Source organism: Ruegeria sp. D6 (genome assembly GCF_056534365.1).
Genome location: NZ_JBQFPH010000002.1, coordinates 48,489 through 71,848, shown reverse-complemented (window position 1 = coordinate 71,848; position 23,360 = coordinate 48,489). Strand labels below are relative to the sequence as shown.

The following is a 23,360-nucleotide window of genomic DNA, read 5'->3' as shown; positions in this document are numbered from 1 at the left end:
ACGTGATCTACCTGTGTAACTATGACGCGAACTTGATCTTAGGGTTGGATTTCCTGAAAGCGTCGCGAATTGCCATATGATAATACCGATCTGACAATGCAGGAGAGTGCCGCATGGCAGAAGGGAAACGCCGAACCCGCAGATGGGTCCTATTGGGCGGAGGGGCCGTCATTGCAGCGGGTTTCGCAATCCGCGAATACCGGCTGATCCCGCAGGCCTATGCTGGTGGTCAGATTGCGGCGGCCACGGCCCATCAACAGGCTCTCGACGGCGCGATCCATCTTATCGATATCCGAACCCCACGCGAATGGCGGGCGACCGGGGTCGCCGAAGCGGCCCATCCGCTCGACATGCGTCGTGAGGATTTCGTGCAGGCCTTGGACCATCTGCTCGGGGGGGACCGATCTGCACCTGTCGCACTGATCTGTGCACGCGGGGTGCGCTCGGCCCGATTAAGCAATAAACTGACCGAGGCTGGATTTACCAATATCATTGACGTGCCCGAGGGCATGCTGGGTTCGGCGGCTGGGCCCGGTTGGGTGCGGGCTGGGTTGCCTGTCAACGATTATGAAGAGGAAACGGGATGAGTGTCAGACACTGGTTGGCCGCGTGCTTTGTTTTTGCCGGGCAACCTGGCCTTGCGGCTTGTGGCGATACCGAGGGGATGTGCGAAACCGCATCAGGCGGATATCACATCGAACTGCCGAAAGCGGAGAACCCTCCGCTGGTTGTGTTCCTGCACGGCTATGGCGGCAGCGCCACCGGTACGCTCAAGAATCGATCCATGGTCGAGCCGTTGCTGGCGCGCGGCTACGCGGTGATGGCACCGGAAGGGTCCGAGAGAAACGGCCGAAAAAGCTGGAACTTCTTTCCCGGTTGGGAAGGTCGGGATGAACCCGCTTTTCTTCGTGAAGTAGTGCAGGACGCCGCCGACCGGTTTGATATCGACCCGGATCGCGTGGTGCTGGGCGGCTTCTCGGCTGGCGCGTTCATGGTTTATTACCTCGCCTGCGCTGCGCCGGATTCATTTTCTGCTTATGTCCCGGTTTCAGGCGGGTTCTGGCGGCCACATCCCGAAAGCTGTGATGGTCCGGTACGCATGTTCCACACCCATGGTTGGACGGACAATGTGGTGCCGCTGGAGGGCCGCCTTTTGGGCGGAGGCCGTTTCCACCAGGGCGATATCTTTGCCGGATTGGAAATCTGGCGGGTCGCCAATGAGTGTGCCGATACCAAGCCCAGCGGGTTTTCTACCACGGGCCAGTTTATGCGTCGCAACTGGATGGGATGTGCCGAAGGTAGCGCCTTGGAATTTGCGCTGTTCCCGGGCGGCCATACGGTGCCAAACGGTTGGGCCGATATGATGGTAGACTGGTACGAGGGCCTGCCCGGCGGGTGATCATTCCGCCGGTGTGACCACGCCCTTGCCTTCGATCAATCGCTTCAACTCATCGCGATAGCGCCGGGCCGAGCGCGTAATTGCAGGCTCACTGACATCTTCGCGCATACCAACCATACGGCGCGCGGTGCCTGCCGATACGCCGCTGAGCGCAGACAGTGGGATCGCCAGTGCCAGGCTGATCGCAATCGGGGCCAGCCAGACCGAGACCAGACCGGCGAGGATGCCAACGCTAAGCGCGACGCCGATGATAGTCTCAAGGCTGTGGCACAGGATCAGCGTGCGCAGCCCGTAGCTGCCACCATCGCGCGCTTGCGGGGACCAGCCCTTTTGAATGCCCAACGCGGTGCGGAACACTGCAATCATCTGCTGCACCATAAGTATAGGGGCATAGAGGATCGACAGGATGACTTCGGACAGAAATGAAGTGAAGAATTTTCGCGTTCCGCCGAAATCGGAATAGCGCACACCGCTGAGGGGCAGGGCAGCGACGCCCAAAACCTTGGGCGCCAATAGCATCGCATACATCACCAGAATGATCAGCACATGGCGTGTTTCGGACATTTCTGGCCATTGCGGGAACAGCGGATTGTCCGGGCTGAAGTAATGCAGGACCGAGGCGTCCTTGCCCTGACCGATCAAGGCCCACATCACCAAAAGTGCGAACCATAGCGGCGACATCAGATATCCGACCGCACCGTGGAACATATGGAACCGCGAGACTGCGCGGAAGCCGGTCGAACCCAGCAGTTTCAGGTGCTGCAGGTTGCCCTGACACCAGCGGCGATCGCGCATTGCGTGGTCAATGAGGGTGGGGGGCGTTTCCTCATATGATCCGCGTATGCGCGGCAGAAAGCGCACGGCCCATCCTGCGCGGCGCAGCAATCCGGCCTCGACGAAATCGTGGCTCATGATCAGCTTGTCTTGTCCGTTGAGCGACCGCAACTTGGGCAGACCTGCGCTAGAAGCAAATGCACAGGTGCGAATGATGGCGTTGTGGCCCCAATAATTGCCTTCTTGCCCGCACCAGCGCGCGAGGCCTTCGGCAAAGGCGATACCATAGACGCCGTTGGCAAACTGCTGCATCCGGGCAAAGACCGATTGCGCGCCAATAAGCTGCGGATAGCTTTGGATCAGGCCTGCGCCGGGATCGCGGGCTAGCGCATCGGTCAGACGCGAGATCGCGCGACCCGTCATCAGGCTGTCGGCATCCAGCACCAACATCGCGTCCCAGTCCGCGCCCCAGCGGCTGACCCAATCGGCAATATTACCGACCTTGCGATCCGTATTCTGGGGGCGGCGGCGGTAATAGAGTTCAAGCCCCGGTGCCAGCGTGGTCCGTAGCGCCTCGACACTGGCCTGTTCCTGCGCGGCGATCTCGGGGTCGCGCGTGTCGGATAAAATGAACATGGCATAGTGGTGCTGACCACCGCGTTTCTGCAGGTCTTCCAGCATCGTACGGGCGTTCCCCAGCACGTTCCACGGCACTTCGTTATAGACAGGCGTCAACAGCGCCACGCGCAACGGTTGCGAGCGTCCTTCACGCTTTGGCTGCTCTTGCCGGGACAGCGAGACCATGCCCAGCAGCACGGTGCAGACCGTGAAGGAAATCCAGAAGAAATTGAACGAGATTAGCGTCAGCAGGATACCTTCGACCAGATTAATCCCTTCGGCGCTGAACCAGTCGGACATGACCCAGAGCAGACCCAAAGCCGCCGCCATGGCAGGTGAGAAGACCAGCGCGCGCCAGAACCCGACGGAAGGAATTCGACCTCCGGCAGGTACCTGCGCATCGCGGAATCCCTGCGCAAAGTTCTGCGCTGGCATCGCCAGAGGGGCCTCGGGCGGCATGATATGAAGATCGCGGTTCATATGGTCCAACGGTAAAGCCAGACTTCAGAGGCTGGTTGTTTGTCTTTCAGCAACTGCGCGCGCAGTTCCACGTGGTTGCGTTCGCCTGGTTCGAATGAGAACGCCAGCCGCAACCCGCCCGTGTCTGGGTTACGCTGCAGAACGCCTTCTGAAGTTACGGCATGGGGCGAGTCGACAAACACCGTGATGGCCTCGGGATCGTCAAGCAGCTCACTGGCTTCGAAATCAATCACAGCCAAACGGCCCTCGCCGAACGTGTTGTCGCCCATCGCGGTGTTGATCACGCGGGCCATAGGGGTGTGCTGCGGTTCCTCGCCCCAGATCAGGCGATAGGACAGATCAATCTGGCTGCCTGCTGCGTAGGGTTCCATCGGGCGCCAATAGGCGACGATGTTGTCATAAATCTCCTGATCCGCTGGGATTTCGACAAGCGTGACAGTGCCTTTACCCCAGTCTTCGCTGGGTTCGACCCACAAGCTTGGGCGTTTGTGATAATTGGCTTCAAGATCCGCATAGTCCGAGAACTTGCGCTTGCGTTGCATCAGGCCAAAGCCGCGGGGGTTTGTGTCGACAAAAGACGAGATCTGCAGGCGAGTCGGGTTCGCAAGCGGGCGCCACAGAACCTCTCCTGCGCCGTTGCGGATCATCAACCCGTCACTGTCGTGCACTGCGGGGCGAAAATCATCGAAACGGCTGTGATTAGTCTGATCGAACAGGAACATAGATGTGCCGGGCGCGATGCCGACATGGGGCAGTTCGGTACGTGGGAACAGGGTGGCTTCAATATCCATCACGCAATCTGAACCGGCGGTAACGTGGAAGCGATAGGCCCCTGTAACGCTTGGGCTGTCCATGAGCGCATGAACGACCATGTTACGTTGATCCGGTTCTGGACGCTCCAACCAGAAACGAATGAATTCGGGGAATTCCTCGCCATCTGGATCGCCGGTCTTCAAGGCGAGCCCTCTGGCCGAAAGGCCATAGACTTCGTGCAAACCGATGGCGCGGAAATAGCTGGCCCCTTGCCAAACGCAGAACTCGTCTGTCTCGCCAGGGCGGTGCATCTCAGTACGCAGGCGTAGACCTGAAAAGCCCAGCGTGTCGTCAATGGGCAGCTCAGGTACGTCTTCAGACTTGTCGAACATGGCTAGATCAAAGGCGACCGGCTTGGTCATACCGTCCTCGACGGTCGATACTTTCACTGTGCGTGGAAAATACAGGCCCGGCGTGAAAAAATCGACGTTGAAGGGCGTCTCGGTCTCGTACCAGAGCGCGCGATCCAGCCGGAACCGGATTGAACGGTATTGCTGATACGTCAGGTCCTGCCACTCCTGCGGAACCATCTCACGCTCGGCATAATCACGGCTGGCCAGGTCGCGGGCCATTGCGATGACGTCGTCTCGGCTGAACGGGGTCTCTCCACCTGTGGCATATGCCGCTGGGGCGAAGGCCAGAGCCGTTGATGAGGCGAGAAAAGCGCGACGTGTAAAGTTCATTTCTTTGATTTCCAAGGTTGTGACTTGAACCAGGCGGCCAGATAAGCCACGCCGATGATCATGGCAAAGCCAATCATGTTGGCGATGAACACACTGGCAACATCTCGCCCACTCAGGTCCAGTCCGACGCCGATAAGTCGTGCTGCTGCCATAGAAAATACGAACACCGCGAGCGATTGCTGACCCACTTTGGTGATGATGGTCAGCAGGAACTGCCAGACTTTTGCAGCTGCCCCCTGACCGGTCGCTATCAGGCGACGGCCATGCTCACCGGCGATAACCCAACCCAGATAGGCAAGCGACAGAAAATGCAGATATCGGAATAGACCAAAGTCGGTCTTGTCGCGAAATTCTTTGGTCACTGGCCAGACCTTGCGAATCTCATCAGCCAGATCAGGGGCTGCTGCATTGATCCAAGTGAATACCTTCCACGAGCCGAACGGCATCGAGAAGATCAAAAACAATGCTGCCGCCCAGATCAGAGTTTTCGACACCGGCGGCGCTGGAATCCAACCTCGCATGAACGCAAAGCCGGTGAAGAACAGCAATTGCCACCCGAATGGGTTGAAGAACCACTGGCGCTCTGACCAGGGCTCGGCCGGCAGGTCAAGGTAGTCGAATTGTGCAACGAGCCAAATCGTGACCGAGGCCATGGCGACCGCCCAGAATCCGATACGATATAGCCCCATAAACAGGGGCATCATCGCCAGTACCACCAGATACATCGGTAGAATATCGAAGTAGTTCGGCACATAGGTCAGGGTGAACAGTCCGACGATCTGTGACGCCGGATCGTTGAAGAAATGCTGTAGATTGAGAGAGGAGATATAGTTTTTCTCGAACAGCCCACTCTGGTTCAGGGCCGCCATTGTCATCGCGACAAAGAAGAACAGGCAGATATGCGCCCAGTAGACCTGCCAGATGCGAAAGCTCACGCGTGCGGTGCCCATCCACCAGCCTTTGCGCATGAACGCCCCCCCAAAAGCAATTGCCGAAGCCATGCCTGAACAGAATACGAAGATCTCGGTTGCGTCCGAAAAGCCAAAGCGGGCAGGTATCCATTTGGCCCACGGATCGTTCGGAATATGGGCAATCAGGATGATGAACATCGCGATGCCGCGATAGAAATCCAACCGCGGATCGCGCGTAGCGGCGGGGGCGGCGACCTGAGACGCCACCGGAGCAAAATCAGAAGCGGGCGATGCGGTCGCCATACGGTTTCTGTCCTTCTTGGTCTTTTATTGTTGTTATTCGGCGGGGACGCTTTGTGCGTCGCCGCTGTCGCGTGCGGCCTCGATCAATTCTCGGCGGGCGAGGGCGTAATTGTCCTCTCCCCCGGCACGTTTGGCGCGGCGGTCGTCCAGGATGCGCTCGACAGCATCCAGGCGGCCAGCGCGCAGGCCGGAATCAATGGTGATACGCTCGAATACATCACGTTGGGCGTGGCTGCCACCCGCCAGTTGCATCCCACCCCGGGCATTTGAAAGAAAATCAAAGGCTTGACCGTAAAGGCCTTCTCCAAAGGCCTCAAGCCCCTTGGCGGCGGCAATGCCCGGGTCGGACATGCGGATCGGCGTGTCACCCTGATTGCGCTGGGCGTCATTTTGAATACGCTGCAGCATATTTGCCGTAGCCTCCGAACGATTGTCCCCGGTCAATGCCAGCAAGTAGTGAAGATCGGCGAAGATCAAGCATCCGTCTTCGGTTCGGGCTGCGCTGAGATCGGCCAGTTCTTCCCAGCGGTTGCCAACATCAACGCCCTCAAGCTCTAGCCGGGACAGCAGCGAGGTTGCATTCGAGATATCGCGATAGTCGTCGGTTTTGTCCTGGCGGATGTGATGATCGTAAAGCGCCATAACTTGATCGACTTGCCCCAAATCCAGATGCATCAGCGCCTTGTGCCACCAGACATGATAGCGGAAATTGTTGCAATGCGCCCAAGCGTCCTCGCGTCCCGCGAGCCAGTCCAGTCCCAGCTGCGCGTTGCCCGTCATCTCGTGCACGTGCGCTACAGCGTGCAATCCCCAGGCGTCGTCCGAAACCATCCACAAGGCCTGACGACCGGCGATCTCGGCTTTCTCGTAGGCGCCGGTTTCCTCCAGCGCGAACGAGTGGCATCCCAGCAAGTATCCACGTCCGGCGTGGTCGGGTTCATACGCTGGCATCACCCGTTCGATCGACCGACGCATCCCCGCCGCATCGCCCAGAACGAAACGCGTCGCATGGCTGAGCTTCATGGCCAAAGTATCAGTTGGGTGCGCTCGCAGAATCTCTTCAAATTTCTGAACGGCCTGTGATGGAAGGTCGGCCATATACAAACCCAGCGCCTCGACATATAGCCTTTCCCGGGCTGAAACGGGCTGACGCTCCATCGCTGCATTCGCGGCACTCAGCGCTTCGGCAGCGACCGCGATCATCTCACGCCGGCCCAGCAGAACCATGAACAACCCTTTGACCGCATGGCCCAGCGCAAAGTCCGGCTCAAGCTCCAGAACCTTGCCCAGATATTGCGGTGTTACAGCGGCATGCGCCATGAACCCAAGGAGAACACCATCCCATGCCTCGACGCTTGCGGGCTGGTTCAGGGTGTTCATCTGTCCAAAGACGTCTTGTTTCATACTCGGGTCCAATCTGATTGCGACGTTCTACACTGTTCGATGTAACAGAGTGTGCAGCCGGGTCGTAACAGTATCGACCCTGCTCTCGAATTGGTGAAATCCCGTGTGTGAGAAACGCGAAAAAAACCGCCGATTCAAGGGCATGTTTCAGCAACTTGCCGCCTAAACGGGCAGAGTGTTTCAATCTTCGAAGGGGTTTTCCGCGTTCAGAACAGCCTGTGTGTCAGCCCCACAGACCGGTGGTGCGCTGCGATATGTTACAGGCGTGCGTGACAGGTTCAGGGGATTCCCGATCAGTTGCACCTCGCCAGGTTCAGCTTGCATCGAGATCTGCATCTGGCGGGCAGCGACCTGATCCGAGGCAAAAACCTGATCGAGCGTCCGCACCGGGCCAACAGGGACTTTCAGGTCTTCAAGCCCCGCGATAACGCTGCCTGTATTCAGCGCCTGAACAGCAGGGCGCAGGATTGCATTCAACGCGTCCCGGTTTTCAAGACGGGCCGGGTTGGTGGCGAATCGAGGATCGTCGGCAAGCTCTGGCTTTTCGATGAAGCTGCAAAATCTTTTGAACTGACTGTCATTTCCAACGGCCAGAATCACGTGCCCATCCGCCGTCTGATAGACCTCGTAAGGCACAATATTGGGATGCCCGTTGCCGCGCCGCCGAGGCACTTCGCCCGAGGTCAGATAATTCACGCCTTCATTGATCAGCCAAGCGATCTGTGCATCCACCAGCGCCAGATCGATCTGCTGACCCTCGCCAGACATGTCGCGATGACGCAGCGCAGCCAGAATACCAACGCAGGCATACATACCACACATCACGTCAGCAATTCCGACGCCTACTTTCATCGGCGCGCCGTCGGCGTCTCCGGTCAGAGACATGATCCCGCCATATCCTTGCGCCATAAGATCATATCCGGGCTTCGATGAGTTTGGGCCTGTCTGCCCGTAGCCTGAGATCGAACAGTAGACGAGGTCAGGAAACTCATTGGACAAGGTTGCGTAGTCGAGCCCGTATTTCGCCAGTCCACCGGGCTTGAAATTCTCGATCAGAATATCAGCGTGCGAGGCTAGGCGTCGGACTTCCGCCTGTCCTTCGGGTGTTGCGATATCCAAGGCGACCGATTTCTTGTTGCGGTTGGAGGACATGAAATATGCGCTCAGGTCTGAGCGGTTGCCATCCGCATCCTCGGCGTAAGGAGGGCCCCATTGCCGCGTATCATCACCACCGGTCGCCGGGTTTTCGACTTTGATGACGGTAGCGCCAAGGTCGCCCAACAACTGCGTACAAGTGGGTCCTGCCAGAATGCGAGACAGGTCCAGTACCTTGACGCCTTTCAGCGGTCCTTCAGATGCGGCCATCATATCCTCCACGGTCAATTTCCGCAGCAATGACAGTGAACTTGTCCGCTTTCAACGCCTGATCCAATGCAGCCCGCAAATCGTCGCGGCTACGAACTGTGTGACCATAACCGCCGAATGCGCGGCCTAAAGCCGCAAAGTCATGGCGGTCAAAATCCACTCCGCGATTGCCTATCTGGCGCTGGCGTTGTTTCAGCTCGATCAGCGCAAGGCTGGCATCGACAAAGACCAGAAAGATTGGGTTGCCACCCAATTCGGCGGCAGTCGACAGCTCTCCGGCAACCATCAGAAAGCCGGCATCGCCAGAAAAGCTGATCACGGGGCGATCCGGTTCGGCCAATTTCAGACCGATCGCCATCGGAACGGCACACCCCATGGTGCAGAGCGCCGAGGACTGGATCAACCCGCGTGCCACCGAACACTCCCACATCTGACTGAGCAGAATGCGATGCGCGCCGCTGTCGGCCGTGGCGAGGGTCTCGGGTGGCAGAACGGCACGAGTTTCTGCGATGATTGCCGCCGGTCCCCAGTCTTCATCTGACGGAAAAGCATTCGCCAGCGCCGCCTTGACCTGTTCAGGCTCACCATTCGGCCAAGTCTTGCCGGCAGGGTTGCCCTTGGCGATGGCCTCAAGCGTTGCGCCGGTGTCGGCGACCAGATTTAGCCCAGCCTGATGCATGTAATGATCGTTCACCACGGCTGATATGTCGATCACGCGCTTGGTTTCAGGGTCCCATATCTCGCGCCAGCCGGGGCGCATCTCGATAGGGTCATATCCCAAACACAGTACCAGATCAGCCTGTTCCACCAGCGGGACTAGGTGCTTATCGGCCAGCGGAGACAAACCCGCCCCGCCCAGGCAGAGTGGATGATCCTCGGGCACCACCCCCTTGGCCTTGTAGGTGGTGACAAAGGGAATGTTGAAATGCTCTAAAAATGCTCGCACCACACAGCGCGAGTCGTCGTAAAGAACATCAAGACCGATGATCGCCAAGGGACGCTCGGCCTCAGCCACCCAGCGACGGGCCTTTTCCAGACATTCCGCGCCGGGGGCGACAGGGGCGGTTTTCGCCAGTCGGCGACGTTTAACCTCTGATACGCGCGTATCGGCCACCGAGATCGGCACATCAATGTGCACCGGGCCAGGGCGCGGCTGGTTAGCGAGCGATACCGCCTTGTCTGCGATGATATCAGCTCCGTTAGCCGTCAGCATGAAGGTACCCTTGGTGATTGAGCGATAGACTTGCGCGTGATCCATCACCTGATGGGTGTAAGTCAGCGCCTCATCCGCATCAACGCATCCGGTCAGCACGATCATCGGCACCCGATCCTGCAAGGCGTTCGCGACCACATTGATGCCATTCATGGCACCGGGGCCAAGCGTCGCCACCAGAATCGCGGGCGCGCCATCGCGGTGATGAACGGCTTCGGCCATGAAACCGGCGGCGTTTTCATGCTTGGTCAGATGAAAGGTGATGCCCGCGCGTTCCAGCGCATCCACCAATGTCAGAACCTCGCCGCCGGGCATTCCGAACGCATGGCGGCATCCGGCCTCGAAAAGGCGTTGTGCCAACAAATCCGCAGCGCGGGGAGACAGGTCCTGCATTAATCAAGCTCCGACAAAGTTATCTGTCAGCAGATTGCGGAGGACGCGTCCGGACGCAAGCAGGTTCACGTCAGTGTGACTATTTGACGGCGTTTTCCGCTATGGCCTGAAACTTTGCGTCCAATTCTGTGGCAATCTCGCGCAGAGCGTCTCCGCCCTCGTCTGCGTAAGGGGCAAAGACGAAGCTTGGTGTCTTGTAAGAAAGGGTTGCAGTGCCGTCCTCGTTCTCGGTCACGTAGAAACGGATGGGCGCTTCGATCATCGCGTTGGTCGAGGTTTCAAGAACCCGAACTGCGTAATCGTTGTTGAATGCGCCAATCACCCGGTTGCCCGGAATGGTGATACCGCGCGAGGCCGCCGCTTTGGTCGGCCCGGCCTGTGTCACAACGATCAGGCCGTTTTCCTTTACCGCGGCCTTTGTGTCATCCACGAGGGTCTCATAGCTTTTTCCGCTGGAGTAAACCGCCCATCCAGTAAGAGGTTCGATGCCGTCGGCCCAAGCAGGCATCGCCAGCAGGCAGATCGCAGCCCAAAGCGCCCTCATGTTCTTTCCCTTCCTGTTGACTGGGGAATTGATGACAGAAAAGCGCTGAAACGGGGCTCACAATCCTGTGCGCGCGTCAGGCCGCACGTTTCTTCAGCAGATAGATATCCATGATCCAGCCGTGATCAGAACGGGCCTGCGCGCGGGTATCCAGAATGTCTTGCGCCACATCCGCCAATGGGCCTTTGATCAGAATCTCTTCTTTCATGCCCACATATGCCCCCCACCAGATGTCATAATCGGTCATCTTCAGGCTCTGGAACGAGCATTCGCCATCCAGCATTACGGCCACTTTCGACGCCGTTTCAGGCCACCCATCATCGCGGATGCGACGGCCTGTGGTCACGACATAGGGCGCGCCCAGATCATTGATCGGGATCGCATGGGCTGCAGTCAACGCCTGTAACGCTGTGATTCCCGGCATAACCTGGACTTGCGGTTGCGGGTCCAGCCGCGCTGCAATTCTTAGCGAACTGTCATACAGCGACGGATCACCCCAGATCAGCAACGCCACCTTCTGCGCGTCCGGGTAGGCTGAAATCGCCTCGTGCCAGCGCAGGGCAATTGCGTCGTGCCATTCGTCGACGCCTCGGAGATAACCGTCATCTGCCCGGCGTTTGGGAACGTCGAAATAGGCGATCCGTGCAGGTTTGTCGGTGACCTGCGTGATGATGTCTTCGCGCACACCGGCCAGATCAGCTTTGTTCTCTCCTTTTCGCGGAATCAGGATCAGGTCCGCTGATCTTATCGCCTTCGCCCCCTGAAAGGTCAGGTGGTCGGGATTACCCGTGCCGATTCCGATCAGAATCAGTTCAAACATCTTCGAACCCTGCCAGCGGGCCATACAGGATCAGGGCCGGGGCGGTTCCAACCTCGGATCGCAGCTTGTCGGACAGGTCTCCGATTGTGGAGCGATGCAAGGATTGCTCGGGAGTTGAAACAGATTCGGCCATCAATGCAGGCGTGTCCAAAGGCAAGCCATGCGCGCTCAGGGCTTCGACCAGCAAGGGAAAAGTGCGCTTGCCCATAAATACGACCGTTGTCGCGGTAGCGTCAGCCAGGGCGGGAAGGTTCAGATCGGTCGGCAATTTGCCACTTACGTCATGCCCGGTGACGAATTGAACACGACGTGCAGTCAGGCGTCGGGTCAGAGGAATACCAGCGGCAGCTGCCGCCGCGACGGCAGAGGGGATGCCGGGAATGATCTCATATTTGATGCCGGCTGCCTGCAACGCGACCAATTCTTCCTCCAGTCGACCGAACAATCCTCCATCACCGGATTTCAGGCGTACCACCTGCTGACCGGTCTGCGCATACTCCACCAACAATCGGCTGACGTGATCCTGCTTTGGCGAAGGGCGACCGGCGCGTTTGCCAACACCAACCAGATCAGCATCGTCACGCGCATGGGTCAGGATCGGGCCGCTGCTGAGATCATCAAACAGCACCGCATCGGCCTTCTGCATCCGGTCTACGGCCTTGAGCGTTAGTAGCTCCGGATCACCCGGACCGGAGCCAATGAAAGAGACAAAACCGGTCATGCCGAGGCCTCTGCAATAAGATGGAAAAATGTGCCGGTGACATTGCCGCGTCGCGATCCTGTCTGAGGGCCTTCGGCCCCCTCGGCATCGAAGACTCGCGCAAGAGGAGCGTCAGGTTGTTCGATGATCGAGGAATAGTGGAACTCATGTCCGCGCAAGGCGGTACCCTTGGCAAAGCCAGGCATCGACGCCAAAAGTTCAGCCCTACGATAGCCAAGGTTGAATTTGCGCTTTTGGTATGAGGTTTGCAGACCCAACAACCCCGCCATCTGATGTGGCGCGCCTTCCTTGTCGACCAGAACTTCCCCCAATGCCATATAGCCCCCGCATTCACCATGCACGGGCCGCGTTTCCGCGTGTTTGCGCAGCCCCGTCAAGAAAGTATCTGCTGCCGCCAGGGTTCCTGCGTGCAGCTCGGGATAGCCCCCCGGTAGCCAGACCAGTTCAGCGTCTGCAGCTGGCGCTTCGTTTGCCAGTGGCGAAAAGGGCAGTATTTCTGCACCGGCGCTGCGCCACCCTTCCAGCAGATGCGGGTAGGTAAATGAAAACGCTGCATCACGGGCCAGTGCGATCCGCTGCGCGGGGGGGCGCGGCAGCGCGGCTGACGATGGCCCAGCAGGGCCTGAGGAGGCCGCCCGTTTGATCGCATCCAGATCGACATGTTCACGCAGGAATGCGGCATATCCGGCGATTGCCGTTTCCAGATCCGGATGCTCAACCGCCTGGATCAGGCCTAGATGCCTTTCGGGCAGGGTCAGATCACCTCGGCGCGGAAGAACGCCCAGAACCGGCAATCCAGCCCGTTCCTGGCCCAGCCGCGTCAGCCGCTCATGTCTTGGGCTGGCACAACGGTTCAGGATCACTCCGGCAAAAGGTAGATCGGGGTTATACATCCGAAAGCCAAGCGCGGTCGCCGCCGCCGATTGCGCCTGTCCTCCGACATCCAGGACCAGAACGACCGGCCATCCCATGCGCAGCGCCGTTTCAGCGCTCGACCCATGCCCCAGCTCTCCGGGTTTGGCGACGCCATCAAACAAACCCATTGAGCCTTCGGCCACCACAATATCCGCGCCCGTCGCCTGCTCAGAGATCGCGCTTAGCAGCGTCTCCCCCATCGCCCAGCTATCCAGATTGAACGAGGCACGGCCTGCCGCAGCCCGGTGAAAAGCCGGGTCGATGTAGTCCGGTCCGCTTTTGAACGGTTGTACGGTCAAGCCGTCCTCGGCCAGCGCCCGGAGCAATCCTAGCATGACTGTGGTCTTGCCTGTACCCGACGATGGAGCGGAAATCAGTATTCCCGGTGGGTTAGTCATCACCATGGCTCCAGCTCGACCACGGACTGTCGGCGCTTTGAGGGCGATAGCGGCGGTCATATGTCTTGGAATACAGACAGCTTTCGTCAAACCCTTCACCTGCAAGCGCCGGACCAACCATGATCAGTGCGGTGCGCGAGATGCTGTTGTCCAGCGCCTCCTTCAACGTGGCAAGCGTTGCGCGGATGATCTTCTCATCCGGCCAACTAGCGCGGTAGACCACGGCGACCGGGCAGTCTGCCCCATAGGCAGGTGTCAGGTCGGCGATGACGTTATCCAGATTTCCGATCGAAAGGTGGATAGCCAAAGTCGCACCTGTTTTAGCGAAGTTTTTCAGTGTCTCGCCTTCCGGCATCGAAGACGCACGCCCGGGCGTGCGGGTCAAGACCACTGATTGCGCCAGACCGGGCAGTGTCAGCTCGGTCCCGAGCGCTGCAGCCGCAGCCGCAAACGAGGGTACACCGGGCGTGACGCTGACCGGGACACCCATCTCTTTCAGACGTCTGATTTGCTCACCCATCGCCGACCAGACCGAGAGGTCCCCGGAATGCAGCCGCGCCACGTCCTGTCCAGCTTTATGCGCTGCTTCGATTTCGGCCATGATCTGATCCAGATCCATGGGTGCGGTGTTTATGATCTTCGCGCCTTTGGGGCAGTGGCCCAGAATCTCCTCGGGTACCAATGAACCCGCATAGAGGCACACCGGGCAGGAGGCGATGATATCGCGCCCGCGCAGGGTCAGCAGGTCGGCGGCGCCCGGTCCGGCGCCGATGAAATGAACGGTCATGTCTGTCCTCCGATGGCGACGGCGCAGGTTGCAAGCCGGTCGTCCGAGATTTGTCTGGGTGAAATCAGCCGCGCGCCATGTCCGGCGGCAGCAAGAGCGGATGCTTCGGCCACGCTGCCGGTGCCATATGTGGCGCGACTGCGGGTTGAGCAAGTAAGTGTGCGTTGTTCGGCAAGATCATTTGCCGGAATGAAATGTATCGGCAGCTCAGTTGCTTCTGCAAGCGCGGCAAGTGCGGTGTGTCCGTCCTTGTCCGCAACGGTCGCAAGGGCATCGACAGTTTTTCCTGTCGAGGCAAGCTCGAAAGCGGCACGAAGACTGGCCAGCGTAGCAGAGGATGAGAAACCTAACCCCGCGACGATCATAACGTGAGGCTCCACTGCACCACTGGGTAGGCAGATTTCCAGCCTCGCCGTGGACCAAGCGCAGCTGCCTGCGCCAGCTCGATGCGCAGCAGGTCTCCGCCCAGCTTGTCGTGCCATTCAGCTAGCAGCGCTTCGCTTTCGAGTGTCACCGCATTGGCGATCAGCCGCGTGCCGGCCTGAAGATTAGCGTGTAGCCAGTTCAGCAGATCCGCACTAAGTCCGCCACCGATGAACACCACATCGGGTCGGTCAAGATCAGCCAACGACGCTGGTGCAGAACCGTGCACAACGCACAACCGATCCTGCCCCAGTGTATTGGCGTTTCGACGAATGCGTTCGGCCCGATCAGCACGCGGCTCGATAGTCGTTGCAGTTAGCGTCGGATCGCACATCAGCCATTCGATGCTGATCGAACCGGTGCCGCCGCCAATATCCCACAGATGCTCACCCCGCTGAGGGGCAAGCGCCGATAGGGTTAGCGCGCGAATGGGGCGCTTGGTGATCTGGCCGTCGGTTTCAAAGATGTCATCGGGCTTTCCCGAGGCTTTGGGGAAGGCACGCCCAGCACCCGCGACATCAAGACCGACACAAACCGGATGTTCGAAGGTTCCAAGCAACGCCTCGGTCAGCGACACGCTGCGCGCGCGTTCACGGGGGCCACCGAGCGCTTCCATGACGTGCAGAGTGCAATCGGCAAAATCGGTTTCGCCCAGATAGGTCGCAAGCTCGGCTACGGCTTTGCCGTCGCGCAGCAAGAGAATCGCGCGCAGGCCGGGTGCCAAGTGAGGGCGAAGGCGCGTCAGAGGCGCGGCATGTAGCCCGAAGGTCAACGTGTTTTCAAGCGGCCAACCAAGCCGCGCAGCAGCAAGCGAAAAGGTCGACTGGCCGGGTAGGGCAATCCATTCGTTCGCATTGAAATTACGCGCGATAACGGACCCGGCCCCGAACCAGAACGGATCACCCGAGGCCAGCACAACGGTTTGCCGATCGCGCAATGCGGTCAGAATTGGCAGGCCATCGGCAAATGGGACCGGCCATTCAATCCGTTCCGCCGCGCTGTCTGGGATCAACGACAGGTGGCGTGTCGGACCCATGACAATCTCAGCGCGGTCCAGCACTTGACGGCTTGCAGGGGACAGGCCATCCAGTCCATCTTCGCCCAAACCCAGAACGGTCAACCACGGAGTTTCAGACATGCCCAACCTCCTGATTCTTGGTGGCACGACCGAGGCGAATGCTCTGGCAAAATCGGTTGCCGATCAAGGCATTCCCGCTACATATTCCTACGCTGGACGTGTCGATAACCCGCGCTCGCAACCCGTGCCGATGCGCGTGGGCGGGTTTGGTGGTGCAGCGGGACTGGCGCGGTACATTCACGAGCACGGCGTCAGCCATGTTGTCGATGCGACTCATCCCTTTGCGGCACAGATGAGCCGAAATGCGGTGGAAGCCTGTGCGGGGGGCGCAACGCCCTTGGCCGCTTTGACGCGACCTGCTTGGGTCGCGCAAGACGGGGACAACTGGCAGCACGTACCGGATATTGAAGGTGCGGTTGAAGCTCTGGCCGGTCCAGCCCGCCGCGTCTTCCTGGCAGTTGGCCGCATGCATCTTCATGACTTCGCAGCCCAACCTCAGCATCACTATCTTTTGCGGCTTGTAGACGATCCGGACGCATTGCCGCTTCCGAAAAGCGATGTGATCGTTTCGCGGGGCCCGTTTTCTGTTGAAGAGGACCGGGCCTTGATGGAACGTCACCATACGCAATTGATTGTATCCAAGAATGCGGGTGGCACCGGCGCGCGGGCCAAACTGGATGCCGCCAGGGCGCTGGGCTTGCCGGTTCTGATGATAGACCGTCCGACCCTGCCGAAGCGGACCGAGTTGGCAAATGTCACGCAGGTCTTGGACTGGCTGGCGCATACTTAATCCTTGGCCAGCGTGAATCTCGGGGTGTAGACGATCGGGGCGCTGTTGCGCTCGACTATGCGGGTCAGGGACGAGCCGACGATGACGACGGTCTGCATGTCCGCCATATCTGCCGTGGCTTCTTCCAGAGTTGAAATCCGCAAAGCCTCATCCTCGCGGGATACGGCGCGTGCGAACAGGATCAGTCGTTCCGGCTCACATTCCTCCCGCAGGATTTCCAGCGTTTTTTCAAACCCTTCCGGTCGAGACTTCGAGCGAGGGTTATAGAACGCCATGGCGAAATCGCCCTGCGCGGCAAGTCGGAGGCGCTTTTCGATCAGTGGCCATGGCTTCAGGTTGTCGCTCAGGTTGATGGCGCAGAAATCATGCCCTAACGGTGCCCCAGCGCGGGCCGAAGCCGCCAGCATCGCAGTGATCCCTGGCAACACTTCGATCTGTATGTCGCGCCAGTCATTCGGCCCGTTTTCAAGCGCTTCAAACACCGCTGCGGCCATCGCAAACACGCCGGGATCGCCAGATGAAACCACAACGACGCGCTTACCGTCGGCCGCCATTTGCAAAGCGTGCTGAGAGCGGTCGATCTCGACCCGGTTATCGCTGGCGTGCAGGGTCAACCCCTCACGCTCCGCCACCCGAGCAACATAAGGGATGTAGCCAACCACGTCCGTCGCTTCTGCAAGCGCGGCAGTGACTTCGGGGGTGATCAGTGCTTCGTTTCCAGGCCCAAGGCCAGCGATCTTGACCCAACCGCTCATGGTCGGCGTCCCTGTCCATGAACCAGAATGATTGAGAAATAGGGCGTGATTCCTTCGCAATTATCAGACAGTCTGCAGACCCGTTGGTTCGGCATCTGAGCGTATTCGACGATCCACGCGCGATCATAAAGCCCGGCCTGTCTCAGCGCGCGCTTTACCTTGTCGAAGTTCCGCCCGATCTTCATGACAACCAGCGCGTCGGTCTGGGTCATGCGTTCAGTCAGCGTATCCTCGGGCAAGGTTCCAACAAGAACCGTGAGGACATCGTCGCCCCAAGTTATCGGGTCACCGGTTGCGGTCCAGGCGCCGGACATGCCGGTTATGGCAGGTACGACTTCGACTTCAGATATGTCTCGTAGTCGATTGTAAAGGTGCATAAATGATCCATAGAAGAACGGATCGCCTTCGCACAGAACCACTACATCCTCACCATTTTCGGTAAGCGACTTCAGATGTGCGGCACAGTCTTCGTAAAACACCGAAAGGAGTTCATTATACCTTGGATCCGTCACCGGGATTTCGGTGGTTACCGGGTACTCCATTGGAAACTCAATGGCGTCGCCGGGGATCATTCCATTGACGATCTTGCGGGCCTGACCTGTGCGGCCAGGTTTGCGAAAAAACGCCACATGGCGGGCATTGCGCAGCAGGCGGTCCGCACGGACACTCATCAGGTCCGGATCGCCGGGGCCGAGGCCCACGCCGTATATTTTACCCCCGCTCATTCCGTGCGGCTCGCGATAGCATTGATGGCAGCAACTGTGATCGCACTGCCTCCCAAACGGCCTTTGACGATGCAGGAGGGTACGGGCTGCGCTTCCCACAAGGCATCCTTGGACTCGACCGCTCCGACGAAGCCCACCGGGCAGCCGATAATGGCAGCGGGGCGTGGGCAGTCGGGATCTTCCAACATGTTCAGCAGGTGGAAAAGCGCGGTAGGGGCGTTACCGATCGCGACCAGTGCTCCTTCCAGATGCGGACGCCACAGCTCTAGCGCGGCGGCAGAGCGCGTGTTGCTCATTTCGGCAGCCAGAGGTCGAACACGCTCGTCATGCAGGGTGCAGATCACTTCGTTGTCGGCGGGCAGGCGAAAGCGGGTGACGCCTTCGCTGACCATGCGGGCATCACACAGGATCGGCGCGCCATTTTCCAGCGCGGAACGCGCTGCCGAGACAAAACCGTCCGAGAAATGGACGAACTCTTCCAGCCCGACCATCCCTGCGGCGTGGATCATCCGAACGGCGACCTGTTCTTCATCGGCATCGAACCGGGCCAGATCAGCCTCGGATCGGATGGTGGCAAAGCTCTGCTTGTAGATCGCCGCGCCGTCGGTTTCGTATTCATAGGGCATCAGGTGAAGTCCATGGTCATGAGTGTTTCTTCGGTCAGGCCGCGTTGGCAGGGCTCATCCCCCGCACGGCCTTGTTTGACAAGGTCAAATCGTCCGGAATTGCCAACCAAAGTGACATCGGCCGGACCCATTCGGGCGCATCCCTTGGCGCAGCCCGATACATGCAGGCTGCCTGCAACGCGCGCGGCCAGGGCGCGCGCCACACCGCGGGTTTCGACCTGTGCCTGCGGGCAGTATGGCGCGCCGGGGCAGGCGTCGGTTGTTCTCAGCGGGTCGGTGCCATCTGTGACAAAGTCAAGGGCGGGTATCGCCGCCCCGCCTTCCAACAGGAACAGCCGCCATGGTGTGACCCGCAGGGCAGTGGCGTTGCTGTTTTCGATCATCAAATGGAGTTGCCGCGCCGGTAGCTGCCCAAAGGCAGCGCCATAGAGTGTCCCCTGCACGCAGGCTCCCGGTTGAAGAGGCACGCCAATGGGGCCGGGCGCGCTGCCTTGCCACTCGCTGGGCAAACCATATGTGGCAACGGTCCGTGCCATGCGGCGGGTCTCGGTTGTGTGGGTTTGCGCAAACCACTTCGCCAACGCGATCACTTGGTCGATTGCTTGGGCTTCGCTCACCGCTCGCCCGGTCTCGGCCCCGTCCGCGCGCAGGATCAGGCAGCCTGAACCGAGTTCAAGCCGGATATCCGCCGAGTCATCGGCCAATAAACGCGCGGGACCTGTGTCGATGGCAAAGCCGAACTTGGCAGGTAAATCCGGAAGCTCTGCCAGACGCTGGATCAATTCCTGTGTCAGCCGAGCGGTCAGATCACCGGCTTCATAGAGTGGCGAGACCAGAATGTTGCGGCGAATTTCGATTCCGGGCTCGGCGTCCAGCAGGTTCAGCGAGGAAAGCGCGGCCAACAAGGGTCGATGGTCGGTTTCCTTTACTCCACGCAGCTGAAGGTTGGCGCGGTTGGTAAGGTCGATCGTGCCATTGCCGAACCGTTCCGCCAATTCGCACAGCCCTATAGCCTGTTGGGCATCCAAGCGCGCCAGCCGAGGGCGCACACGCACGACCAGCCCATCACCGGACATCATCGGGCGATGGGCGCCGGGGCACCAGCCTTGCACGATGGGCGCACTCATCCCAACCCCCCCAGGTCGGCGCGGATCGAGTTCCGGCGGGTATGCCAAAGCCCGGCCTCCAGCAGCGCACGGAACCGATCCTGCATGGCCTGATGTGCTTGCGGGTTTGCCTGTTGCAGGAAGGCGTCGACCTCTTCATTGCCCAGCGTGGCGTCGTGGTACAGATCGAACAGATGCGGTGCGACTGTGCCGGACAGATGCGCGAAAGATGCCATATGATCCAGCGTCGCCGCGATTTCAGCGGCTCCCCGAAACCCGTGCCGCTGCATTCCGGCAATCCAGCCCGGGTTGGCGGCGCGGGCATGAACGACGCGGCTGATTTCCTCGGGCAGGGTGCGGGCGCGCGGGTTGTCCGGGTTGGTATTGTCCAGATGATAAAGCTGCGCAGTACCGCCGGTGATTTTCTTGGCGGCAGCAAATCCGGCCTCGTGCGTGGCATAGTCGTTGGCCAGCAGCAGATCGGTTTCGGTCAGGTCCTGTAGGTGCACAAAGCTGTCGGCATTGGCGACGCGCTGAGAGATGCCGTCCTTATCTTGCGCTATATGCTCGCCTTCCAAAGCGAAGGAACTGGCATCAAGCCAAGCCTCACCCGCTTGCACGCGTGCCTCATCCGAATAGGTTTCGGACAGATGAGTCATGTTCAGACCATAGCTGCCGGGGGCTGGCCCATAGACCCGCGCCGCAGGCTCCTGACCGGCGTAAGGATTCCAGTCGGGTGCTTCATCTCGTTTGGTCAATGCGCGGACAGCCTGACCGTACAGCGCCGAAAGCGTCGGGAACACGTCCCGGAAAAGACCCGAGACGCGTAATGTTACGTCCAGACGCGGGCGGCTGAGATCGGTGATCGGCAACACTTCGATGCCCGAGACCCGCTCAGACCCTTTATCCCAAACCGGCTTCACCCCCAGCAGGTGTAGCGCCATGGCGAATTCCTCGCCCGCTGTGCGCATAGTGGCCGAACCCCATAGATCGACGATCAAGCCCTTGGGGTAGTCGCCTTCTTCCTGCAGATGCCGCCGAACCAGCTCTTCGGCGAGCTTGACGCCTTGTGTGTAGGCCGCGCGCGTGGGAACCGAGCGTGGGTCGGTCGTATATAGATTCCGCCCGGTCGGCAAAACATCCGTACGCCCGCGATAGGGGGATCCGGACGGCCCGGCCTCGATTCGTTTGCCCGCTAAAGCGTCAATCAGGGCAGAGCGTTCAGCTTGGGCTGAGGGGGCAGCGTCGAAATTGCCCGTCTCATCGGGGACGCGCCCAAAGATATGCAGCCCATCACCGAATTGGCTTTCCTTGATGTCGCAGACAAATCGGTCAATGCGCGTGATCGCCTCGGCGGTACAGGTGGCCTGATCGAGGCCAAGATCGCTTTCCAGCCCGATCGCCTGCGCCTCGTCCCGGATATCTTCCTGCAGGCGATCGCGGCGTTTGGGGTCTAGCCCGTCCGCGTTCGAGAACTCGTCCAACAGCGCTTCCAGCCGCACCATGCGATCTGGTGTGCCGCTTTCCTTCATCGGGGGTGGGATATGGCCCAACGTAACCGCCCCGATCCGACGCTTGGCCTGCGCGGCCTCGCCGGGGTCGTTGACTATGAAGGGGTAGATCACCGGCAGATCGCCGATTAACGCCTCGGGCCAACATTCGTTGCACAAGGCGACTGATTTTCCCGGCAACCATTCCAGCGTGCCATGCGCGCCGATATGGATCAGCGCATCCGCGCCCAATCCTTTGCGCAGCCACAAGTAAAAGGCGACGTAGGCGTGGCGCGGTGTGCGCGACAGATCGTGATAGTCGTCATCGCGCAGTTCGGGTGTGCCGCGCTCGGGCTGCAGCGCGATCAGAGCCTTTCCGCGACGCAGCGCAGTGAAGTGGAATGCGCCGTTTGTGAAAGCAGGGTCGTCTTCGGGAGTGCCCCAAACCTTATTGAGATCGGCGCGGAGTGTTTCCGGTAGCGCCGCCAGCGCCGCCTGATAATCCTCTAGCGGCCATGAAATCCGGGCATCAAGAAGAGTTTCAGCAATTGGCTCGGCAGGCGCGGTGTCATACCCGTCGCCTTGCAGGTCGAGCAACATTGCCTCGGCCGAGGCCAGCGCATCCAGACCCACTGCATGTGCCATCTGCCAGTCTTTGCCGGGATAGGTCGATAGTACCAGCGCCGGAACCTGCTCCGCTCTGGGTTTGTCGTGAAGGTTCAGCCAGCCGGAGATGCGGTTGATGATGGCTTCGATCCGTTCGGGTTCAGCCCGATGAGCGAAGCGAGAATATTCGAGATGCGGGTCGCGTTTGCCCGGCTCTTTGAAGGATACGATGCCCGCGTTGATCCGCCCGTCCACTTCCGGAAGGACCACATGCATGGCAAGATCAGCTGGTGAAAGGCCACGTTCCGCTTCGGCCCACGCTTTGCGGCGTGAGGTGGCCAGCGCCACCTGAAAGACCGGCACCTCTGCCACATCGAGAGGTGAGGTGCCTGATGCGCCCTTGCCTGAGAATGAGGTGGCGTTGACGATCGCCGAAGGCTTCAGCGCCACAATAGTCTCGCTCAGCCAATCGGCGGCATTTGGTGCTTTGAGCGACGAGGCAAACAGGCCGACGGCCTCAAAACCTCGCGCGCGCAAGCTGCGGATCAGCGCTGCGATTGGGGCTGTGTCCGCCGAGGTCAGATAAGCACGATAGAAGGTTACGATGATACGTTTCGCATCACCGGGCAGAGCGTTTTCTGCAGGGATCACGCCGTGATCTGGGCACCAGGCACCGCATTCGGGGATGGTCTTGGCGCCCATGACCGGACCTGCATACAACCCCGCAGCCAGTGCCATCTGCGCCAGAGCGGCCTGCGCCGCGACCTCACCGCCGGTGTCGCACAGATGCGCCAGCCGCCGCAGGGTCGAGACAGGCAGGGTAGAGTAATCATCCAGCCGCGTATCCTCGCGACCGTCTGCGGGCAGTACGGCCAGTGCAATCCCTTTGGCCTGCGCCAGCGCCAGAACCTGCTGCAAGCCGTAGGCCCAATAGGGCACTCCACCGATCAGACGGATCAGGATGCCCTTTGCGCCCTCCAGTGTCTGCTCGACATAGGTGTCGACTGAGAGGGGATGCTTCAGCGCCGTCAGATTGGCCAGCCGCATCGTTGGCATGCGTCCTTCAGGCCCACCACCACGATGCCATCCCGCCGCGAAAGCGCCAAGGTCACTGTCGGAAAAGGACAGCACCACCAAATCCGCCGGGCTCTGGCCCAGATCGGTCGGGGTCTCGGTTTCTTCGAGCCCATGGCTTTCGCGGAAGACGACGTGCATAGGTC

Annotated in this window: 21 protein-coding genes; 3 read left to right on the top strand and 18 right to left on the bottom strand. The window is 59.8% G+C overall.

All coding sequences use genetic code 11. The features are described from left to right. Positions 1-113 precede the first annotated feature (113 nt). Positions 114-587, top strand: coding sequence for a rhodanese-like domain-containing protein (locus ACR0A1_RS07805; protein WP_480866948.1), 474 nt, complete (start codon positions 114-116; stop codon positions 585-587). Next, on the top strand, positions 584-1,399 hold the full coding sequence (locus ACR0A1_RS07800; protein WP_170391879.1) for a PHB depolymerase family esterase: 816 nt from the start codon (positions 584-586) through the stop codon (positions 1,397-1,399). The genes ACR0A1_RS07805 and ACR0A1_RS07800 overlap by 4 nt, the downstream gene beginning before the upstream one ends. On the opposite strand, the gene mdoH is transcribed toward ACR0A1_RS07800, so the two are convergent. The 13 genes from mdoH to cbiE all read right to left on the bottom strand — a co-directional run bounded on the left by mdoH (position 1,400) and on the right by cbiE (position 16,102). Beyond that, positions 1,400-3,271, bottom strand: coding sequence for a glucans biosynthesis glucosyltransferase MdoH (gene mdoH / locus ACR0A1_RS07795; RefSeq protein WP_480866946.1), 1,872 nt, complete (start codon positions 3,269-3,271; stop codon positions 1,400-1,402). Next, the gene (locus ACR0A1_RS07790) at positions 3,268-4,767 is read right to left on the bottom strand and encodes an OpgD/OpgG family glucan biosynthesis protein (RefSeq protein WP_480866944.1); all 1,500 of its coding nucleotides are present in this window, start codon (positions 4,765-4,767) and stop codon (positions 3,268-3,270) included. The genes mdoH and ACR0A1_RS07790 overlap by 4 nt, the downstream gene beginning before the upstream one ends. Then, on the bottom strand, positions 4,764-5,981 hold the full coding sequence (locus ACR0A1_RS07785; protein WP_480866942.1) for an OpgC family protein: 1,218 nt from the start codon (positions 5,979-5,981) through the stop codon (positions 4,764-4,766). The genes ACR0A1_RS07790 and ACR0A1_RS07785 overlap by 4 nt, the downstream gene beginning before the upstream one ends. A gap of 33 nt (positions 5,982-6,014) precedes the next feature. Next, the gene (locus ACR0A1_RS07780; RefSeq protein WP_480866941.1) at positions 6,015-7,385 is read right to left on the bottom strand and encodes a tetratricopeptide repeat protein; all 1,371 of its coding nucleotides are present in this window, start codon (positions 7,383-7,385) and stop codon (positions 6,015-6,017) included. Positions 7,386-7,565: 180 nt separating this feature from the next. After that, positions 7,566-8,750, bottom strand: a complete 1,185-nt coding sequence (locus tag ACR0A1_RS07775) for a CaiB/BaiF CoA transferase family protein (protein WP_480866939.1) — start codon at positions 8,748-8,750, stop codon at positions 7,566-7,568. Beyond that, positions 8,737-10,356 (bottom strand): thiamine pyrophosphate-binding protein, encoded by a 1,620-nt coding sequence (locus ACR0A1_RS07770; protein ID WP_480866937.1) that lies wholly within the window; start codon positions 10,354-10,356, stop codon positions 8,737-8,739. The genes ACR0A1_RS07775 and ACR0A1_RS07770 overlap by 14 nt, the downstream gene beginning before the upstream one ends. A 79-nt stretch (positions 10,357-10,435) precedes the next feature. Continuing rightward, positions 10,436-10,900 (bottom strand): DUF302 domain-containing protein, encoded by a 465-nt coding sequence (locus tag ACR0A1_RS07765; RefSeq protein ID WP_480866935.1) that lies wholly within the window; start codon positions 10,898-10,900, stop codon positions 10,436-10,438. Between the two features lie 76 nt (positions 10,901-10,976). Then, entirely contained in the window at positions 10,977-11,720 is a 744-nt protein-coding gene (gene cobF / locus ACR0A1_RS07760) for a precorrin-6A synthase (deacetylating) (protein WP_170512199.1), read from the bottom strand. Continuing rightward, on the bottom strand, positions 11,713-12,441 hold the full coding sequence (gene cobA, locus ACR0A1_RS07755; protein WP_480866933.1) for a uroporphyrinogen-III C-methyltransferase: 729 nt from the start codon (positions 12,439-12,441) through the stop codon (positions 11,713-11,715). Before cobA ends, cobF begins: the two co-directional genes overlap by 8 nt. Continuing rightward, positions 12,438-13,760: a cobyrinic acid a,c-diamide synthase CobB gene (locus tag ACR0A1_RS07750; RefSeq protein WP_480866931.1), complete on the bottom strand. Its 1,323-nt coding sequence runs from the start codon at positions 13,758-13,760 to the stop codon at positions 12,438-12,440. The genes cobA and ACR0A1_RS07750 overlap by 4 nt, the downstream gene beginning before the upstream one ends. After that, on the bottom strand, positions 13,747-14,541 hold the full coding sequence (gene cobM / locus ACR0A1_RS07745; protein ID WP_170512168.1) for a precorrin-4 C(11)-methyltransferase: 795 nt from the start codon (positions 14,539-14,541) through the stop codon (positions 13,747-13,749). Before cobM ends, ACR0A1_RS07750 begins: the two co-directional genes overlap by 14 nt. Continuing rightward, the gene (locus tag ACR0A1_RS07740) at positions 14,538-14,906 is read right to left on the bottom strand and encodes a cobalamin biosynthesis protein (protein ID WP_480866929.1); all 369 of its coding nucleotides are present in this window, start codon (positions 14,904-14,906) and stop codon (positions 14,538-14,540) included. Before ACR0A1_RS07740 ends, cobM begins: the two co-directional genes overlap by 4 nt. Further along, the gene (gene cbiE / locus ACR0A1_RS07735) at positions 14,903-16,102 is read right to left on the bottom strand and encodes a precorrin-6y C5,15-methyltransferase (decarboxylating) subunit CbiE (protein WP_480866927.1); all 1,200 of its coding nucleotides are present in this window, start codon (positions 16,100-16,102) and stop codon (positions 14,903-14,905) included. The genes ACR0A1_RS07740 and cbiE overlap by 4 nt, the downstream gene beginning before the upstream one ends. On the opposite strand from cbiE, the gene ACR0A1_RS07730 reads away from it, so the two are divergent. After that, a complete protein-coding gene (locus ACR0A1_RS07730) occupies positions 16,101-16,832 on the top strand; it encodes a cobalt-precorrin-6A reductase (RefSeq protein ID WP_170391851.1) in 732 nt (243 codons plus the stop codon). The two genes, cbiE and ACR0A1_RS07730, sit on opposite strands and share 2 nt — an antisense overlap. Here ACR0A1_RS07730 and cobJ read toward each other — a convergent pair. From cobJ to cobN, 5 genes are read right to left on the bottom strand one after another with little or no spacing between them, the layout of a single operon-like run. Further along, the gene (gene cobJ / locus ACR0A1_RS07725; protein ID WP_480866924.1) at positions 16,829-17,587 is read right to left on the bottom strand and encodes a precorrin-3B C(17)-methyltransferase; all 759 of its coding nucleotides are present in this window, start codon (positions 17,585-17,587) and stop codon (positions 16,829-16,831) included. The genes ACR0A1_RS07730 and cobJ overlap by 4 nt on opposite strands. Beyond that, positions 17,584-18,312 (bottom strand): precorrin-2 C(20)-methyltransferase, encoded by a 729-nt coding sequence (locus tag ACR0A1_RS07720; RefSeq protein WP_480866923.1) that lies wholly within the window; start codon positions 18,310-18,312, stop codon positions 17,584-17,586. Before ACR0A1_RS07720 ends, cobJ begins: the two co-directional genes overlap by 4 nt. Continuing rightward, positions 18,309-18,938 (bottom strand): precorrin-8X methylmutase, encoded by a 630-nt coding sequence (locus ACR0A1_RS07715; protein ID WP_170391845.1) that lies wholly within the window; start codon positions 18,936-18,938, stop codon positions 18,309-18,311. Before ACR0A1_RS07715 ends, ACR0A1_RS07720 begins: the two co-directional genes overlap by 4 nt. Beyond that, positions 18,938-20,065 (bottom strand): precorrin-3B synthase, encoded by a 1,128-nt coding sequence (gene cobG, locus ACR0A1_RS07710; RefSeq protein WP_480866920.1) that lies wholly within the window; start codon positions 20,063-20,065, stop codon positions 18,938-18,940. Before cobG ends, ACR0A1_RS07715 begins: the two co-directional genes overlap by 1 nt. After that, on the bottom strand, positions 20,062-23,355 hold the full coding sequence (gene cobN / locus ACR0A1_RS07705; protein WP_480866918.1) for a cobaltochelatase subunit CobN: 3,294 nt from the start codon (positions 23,353-23,355) through the stop codon (positions 20,062-20,064). The genes cobG and cobN overlap by 4 nt, the downstream gene beginning before the upstream one ends. Positions 23,356-23,360 lie beyond the last annotated feature (5 nt).

What these genes read in the sequence shown, in the direction of transcription:
- ACR0A1_RS07805 (WP_480866948.1), top strand. Translation starts at nt 114, where the DNA reads ATGGCAGAAGGGAAACGCCGAACCCGCAGATGGGTCCTATTGGGCGGA.
- ACR0A1_RS07800 (WP_170391879.1), top strand. Translation starts at nt 584, where the DNA reads ATGAGTGTCAGACACTGGTTGGCCGCGTGCTTTGTTTTTGCCGGGCAA.
- mdoH (WP_480866946.1), bottom strand. Translation starts at nt 3,271, where the DNA reads ATGAACCGCGATCTTCATATCATGCCGCCCGAGGCCCCTCTGGCGATG.
- ACR0A1_RS07790 (WP_480866944.1), bottom strand. Translation starts at nt 4,767, where the DNA reads ATGAACTTTACACGTCGCGCTTTTCTCGCCTCATCAACGGCTCTGGCC.
- ACR0A1_RS07785 (WP_480866942.1), bottom strand. Translation starts at nt 5,981, where the DNA reads ATGGCGACCGCATCGCCCGCTTCTGATTTTGCTCCGGTGGCGTCTCAG.
- ACR0A1_RS07780 (WP_480866941.1), bottom strand. Translation starts at nt 7,385, where the DNA reads ATGAAACAAGACGTCTTTGGACAGATGAACACCCTGAACCAGCCCGCA.
- ACR0A1_RS07775 (WP_480866939.1), bottom strand. Translation starts at nt 8,750, where the DNA reads ATGGCCGCATCTGAAGGACCGCTGAAAGGCGTCAAGGTACTGGACCTG.
- ACR0A1_RS07770 (WP_480866937.1), bottom strand. Translation starts at nt 10,356, where the DNA reads ATGCAGGACCTGTCTCCCCGCGCTGCGGATTTGTTGGCACAACGCCTT.
- ACR0A1_RS07765 (WP_480866935.1), bottom strand. Translation starts at nt 10,900, where the DNA reads ATGAGGGCGCTTTGGGCTGCGATCTGCCTGCTGGCGATGCCTGCTTGG.
- cobF (WP_170512199.1), bottom strand. Translation starts at nt 11,720, where the DNA reads ATGTTTGAACTGATTCTGATCGGAATCGGCACGGGTAATCCCGACCAC.
- cobA (WP_480866933.1), bottom strand. Translation starts at nt 12,441, where the DNA reads ATGACCGGTTTTGTCTCTTTCATTGGCTCCGGTCCGGGTGATCCGGAG.
- ACR0A1_RS07750 (WP_480866931.1), bottom strand. Translation starts at nt 13,760, where the DNA reads ATGGTGATGACTAACCCACCGGGAATACTGATTTCCGCTCCATCGTCG.
- cobM (WP_170512168.1), bottom strand. Translation starts at nt 14,541, where the DNA reads ATGACCGTTCATTTCATCGGCGCCGGACCGGGCGCCGCCGACCTGCTG.
- ACR0A1_RS07740 (WP_480866929.1), bottom strand. Translation starts at nt 14,906, where the DNA reads ATGATCGTCGCGGGGTTAGGTTTCTCATCCTCTGCTACGCTGGCCAGT.
- ACR0A1_RS07730 (WP_170391851.1), top strand. Translation starts at nt 16,101, where the DNA reads ATGCCCAACCTCCTGATTCTTGGTGGCACGACCGAGGCGAATGCTCTG.
- cbiE (WP_480866927.1), bottom strand. Translation starts at nt 16,102, where the DNA reads ATGTCTGAAACTCCGTGGTTGACCGTTCTGGGTTTGGGCGAAGATGGA.
- cobJ (WP_480866924.1), bottom strand. Translation starts at nt 17,587, where the DNA reads ATGAGCGGTTGGGTCAAGATCGCTGGCCTTGGGCCTGGAAACGAAGCA.
- ACR0A1_RS07720 (WP_480866923.1), bottom strand. Translation starts at nt 18,312, where the DNA reads ATGAGCGGGGGTAAAATATACGGCGTGGGCCTCGGCCCCGGCGATCCG.
- ACR0A1_RS07715 (WP_170391845.1), bottom strand. Translation starts at nt 18,938, where the DNA reads ATGCCCTATGAATACGAAACCGACGGCGCGGCGATCTACAAGCAGAGC.
- cobG (WP_480866920.1), bottom strand. Translation starts at nt 20,065, where the DNA reads ATGAGTGCGCCCATCGTGCAAGGCTGGTGCCCCGGCGCCCATCGCCCG.
- cobN (WP_480866918.1), bottom strand. Translation starts at nt 23,355, where the DNA reads ATGCACGTCGTCTTCCGCGAAAGCCATGGGCTCGAAGAAACCGAGACC.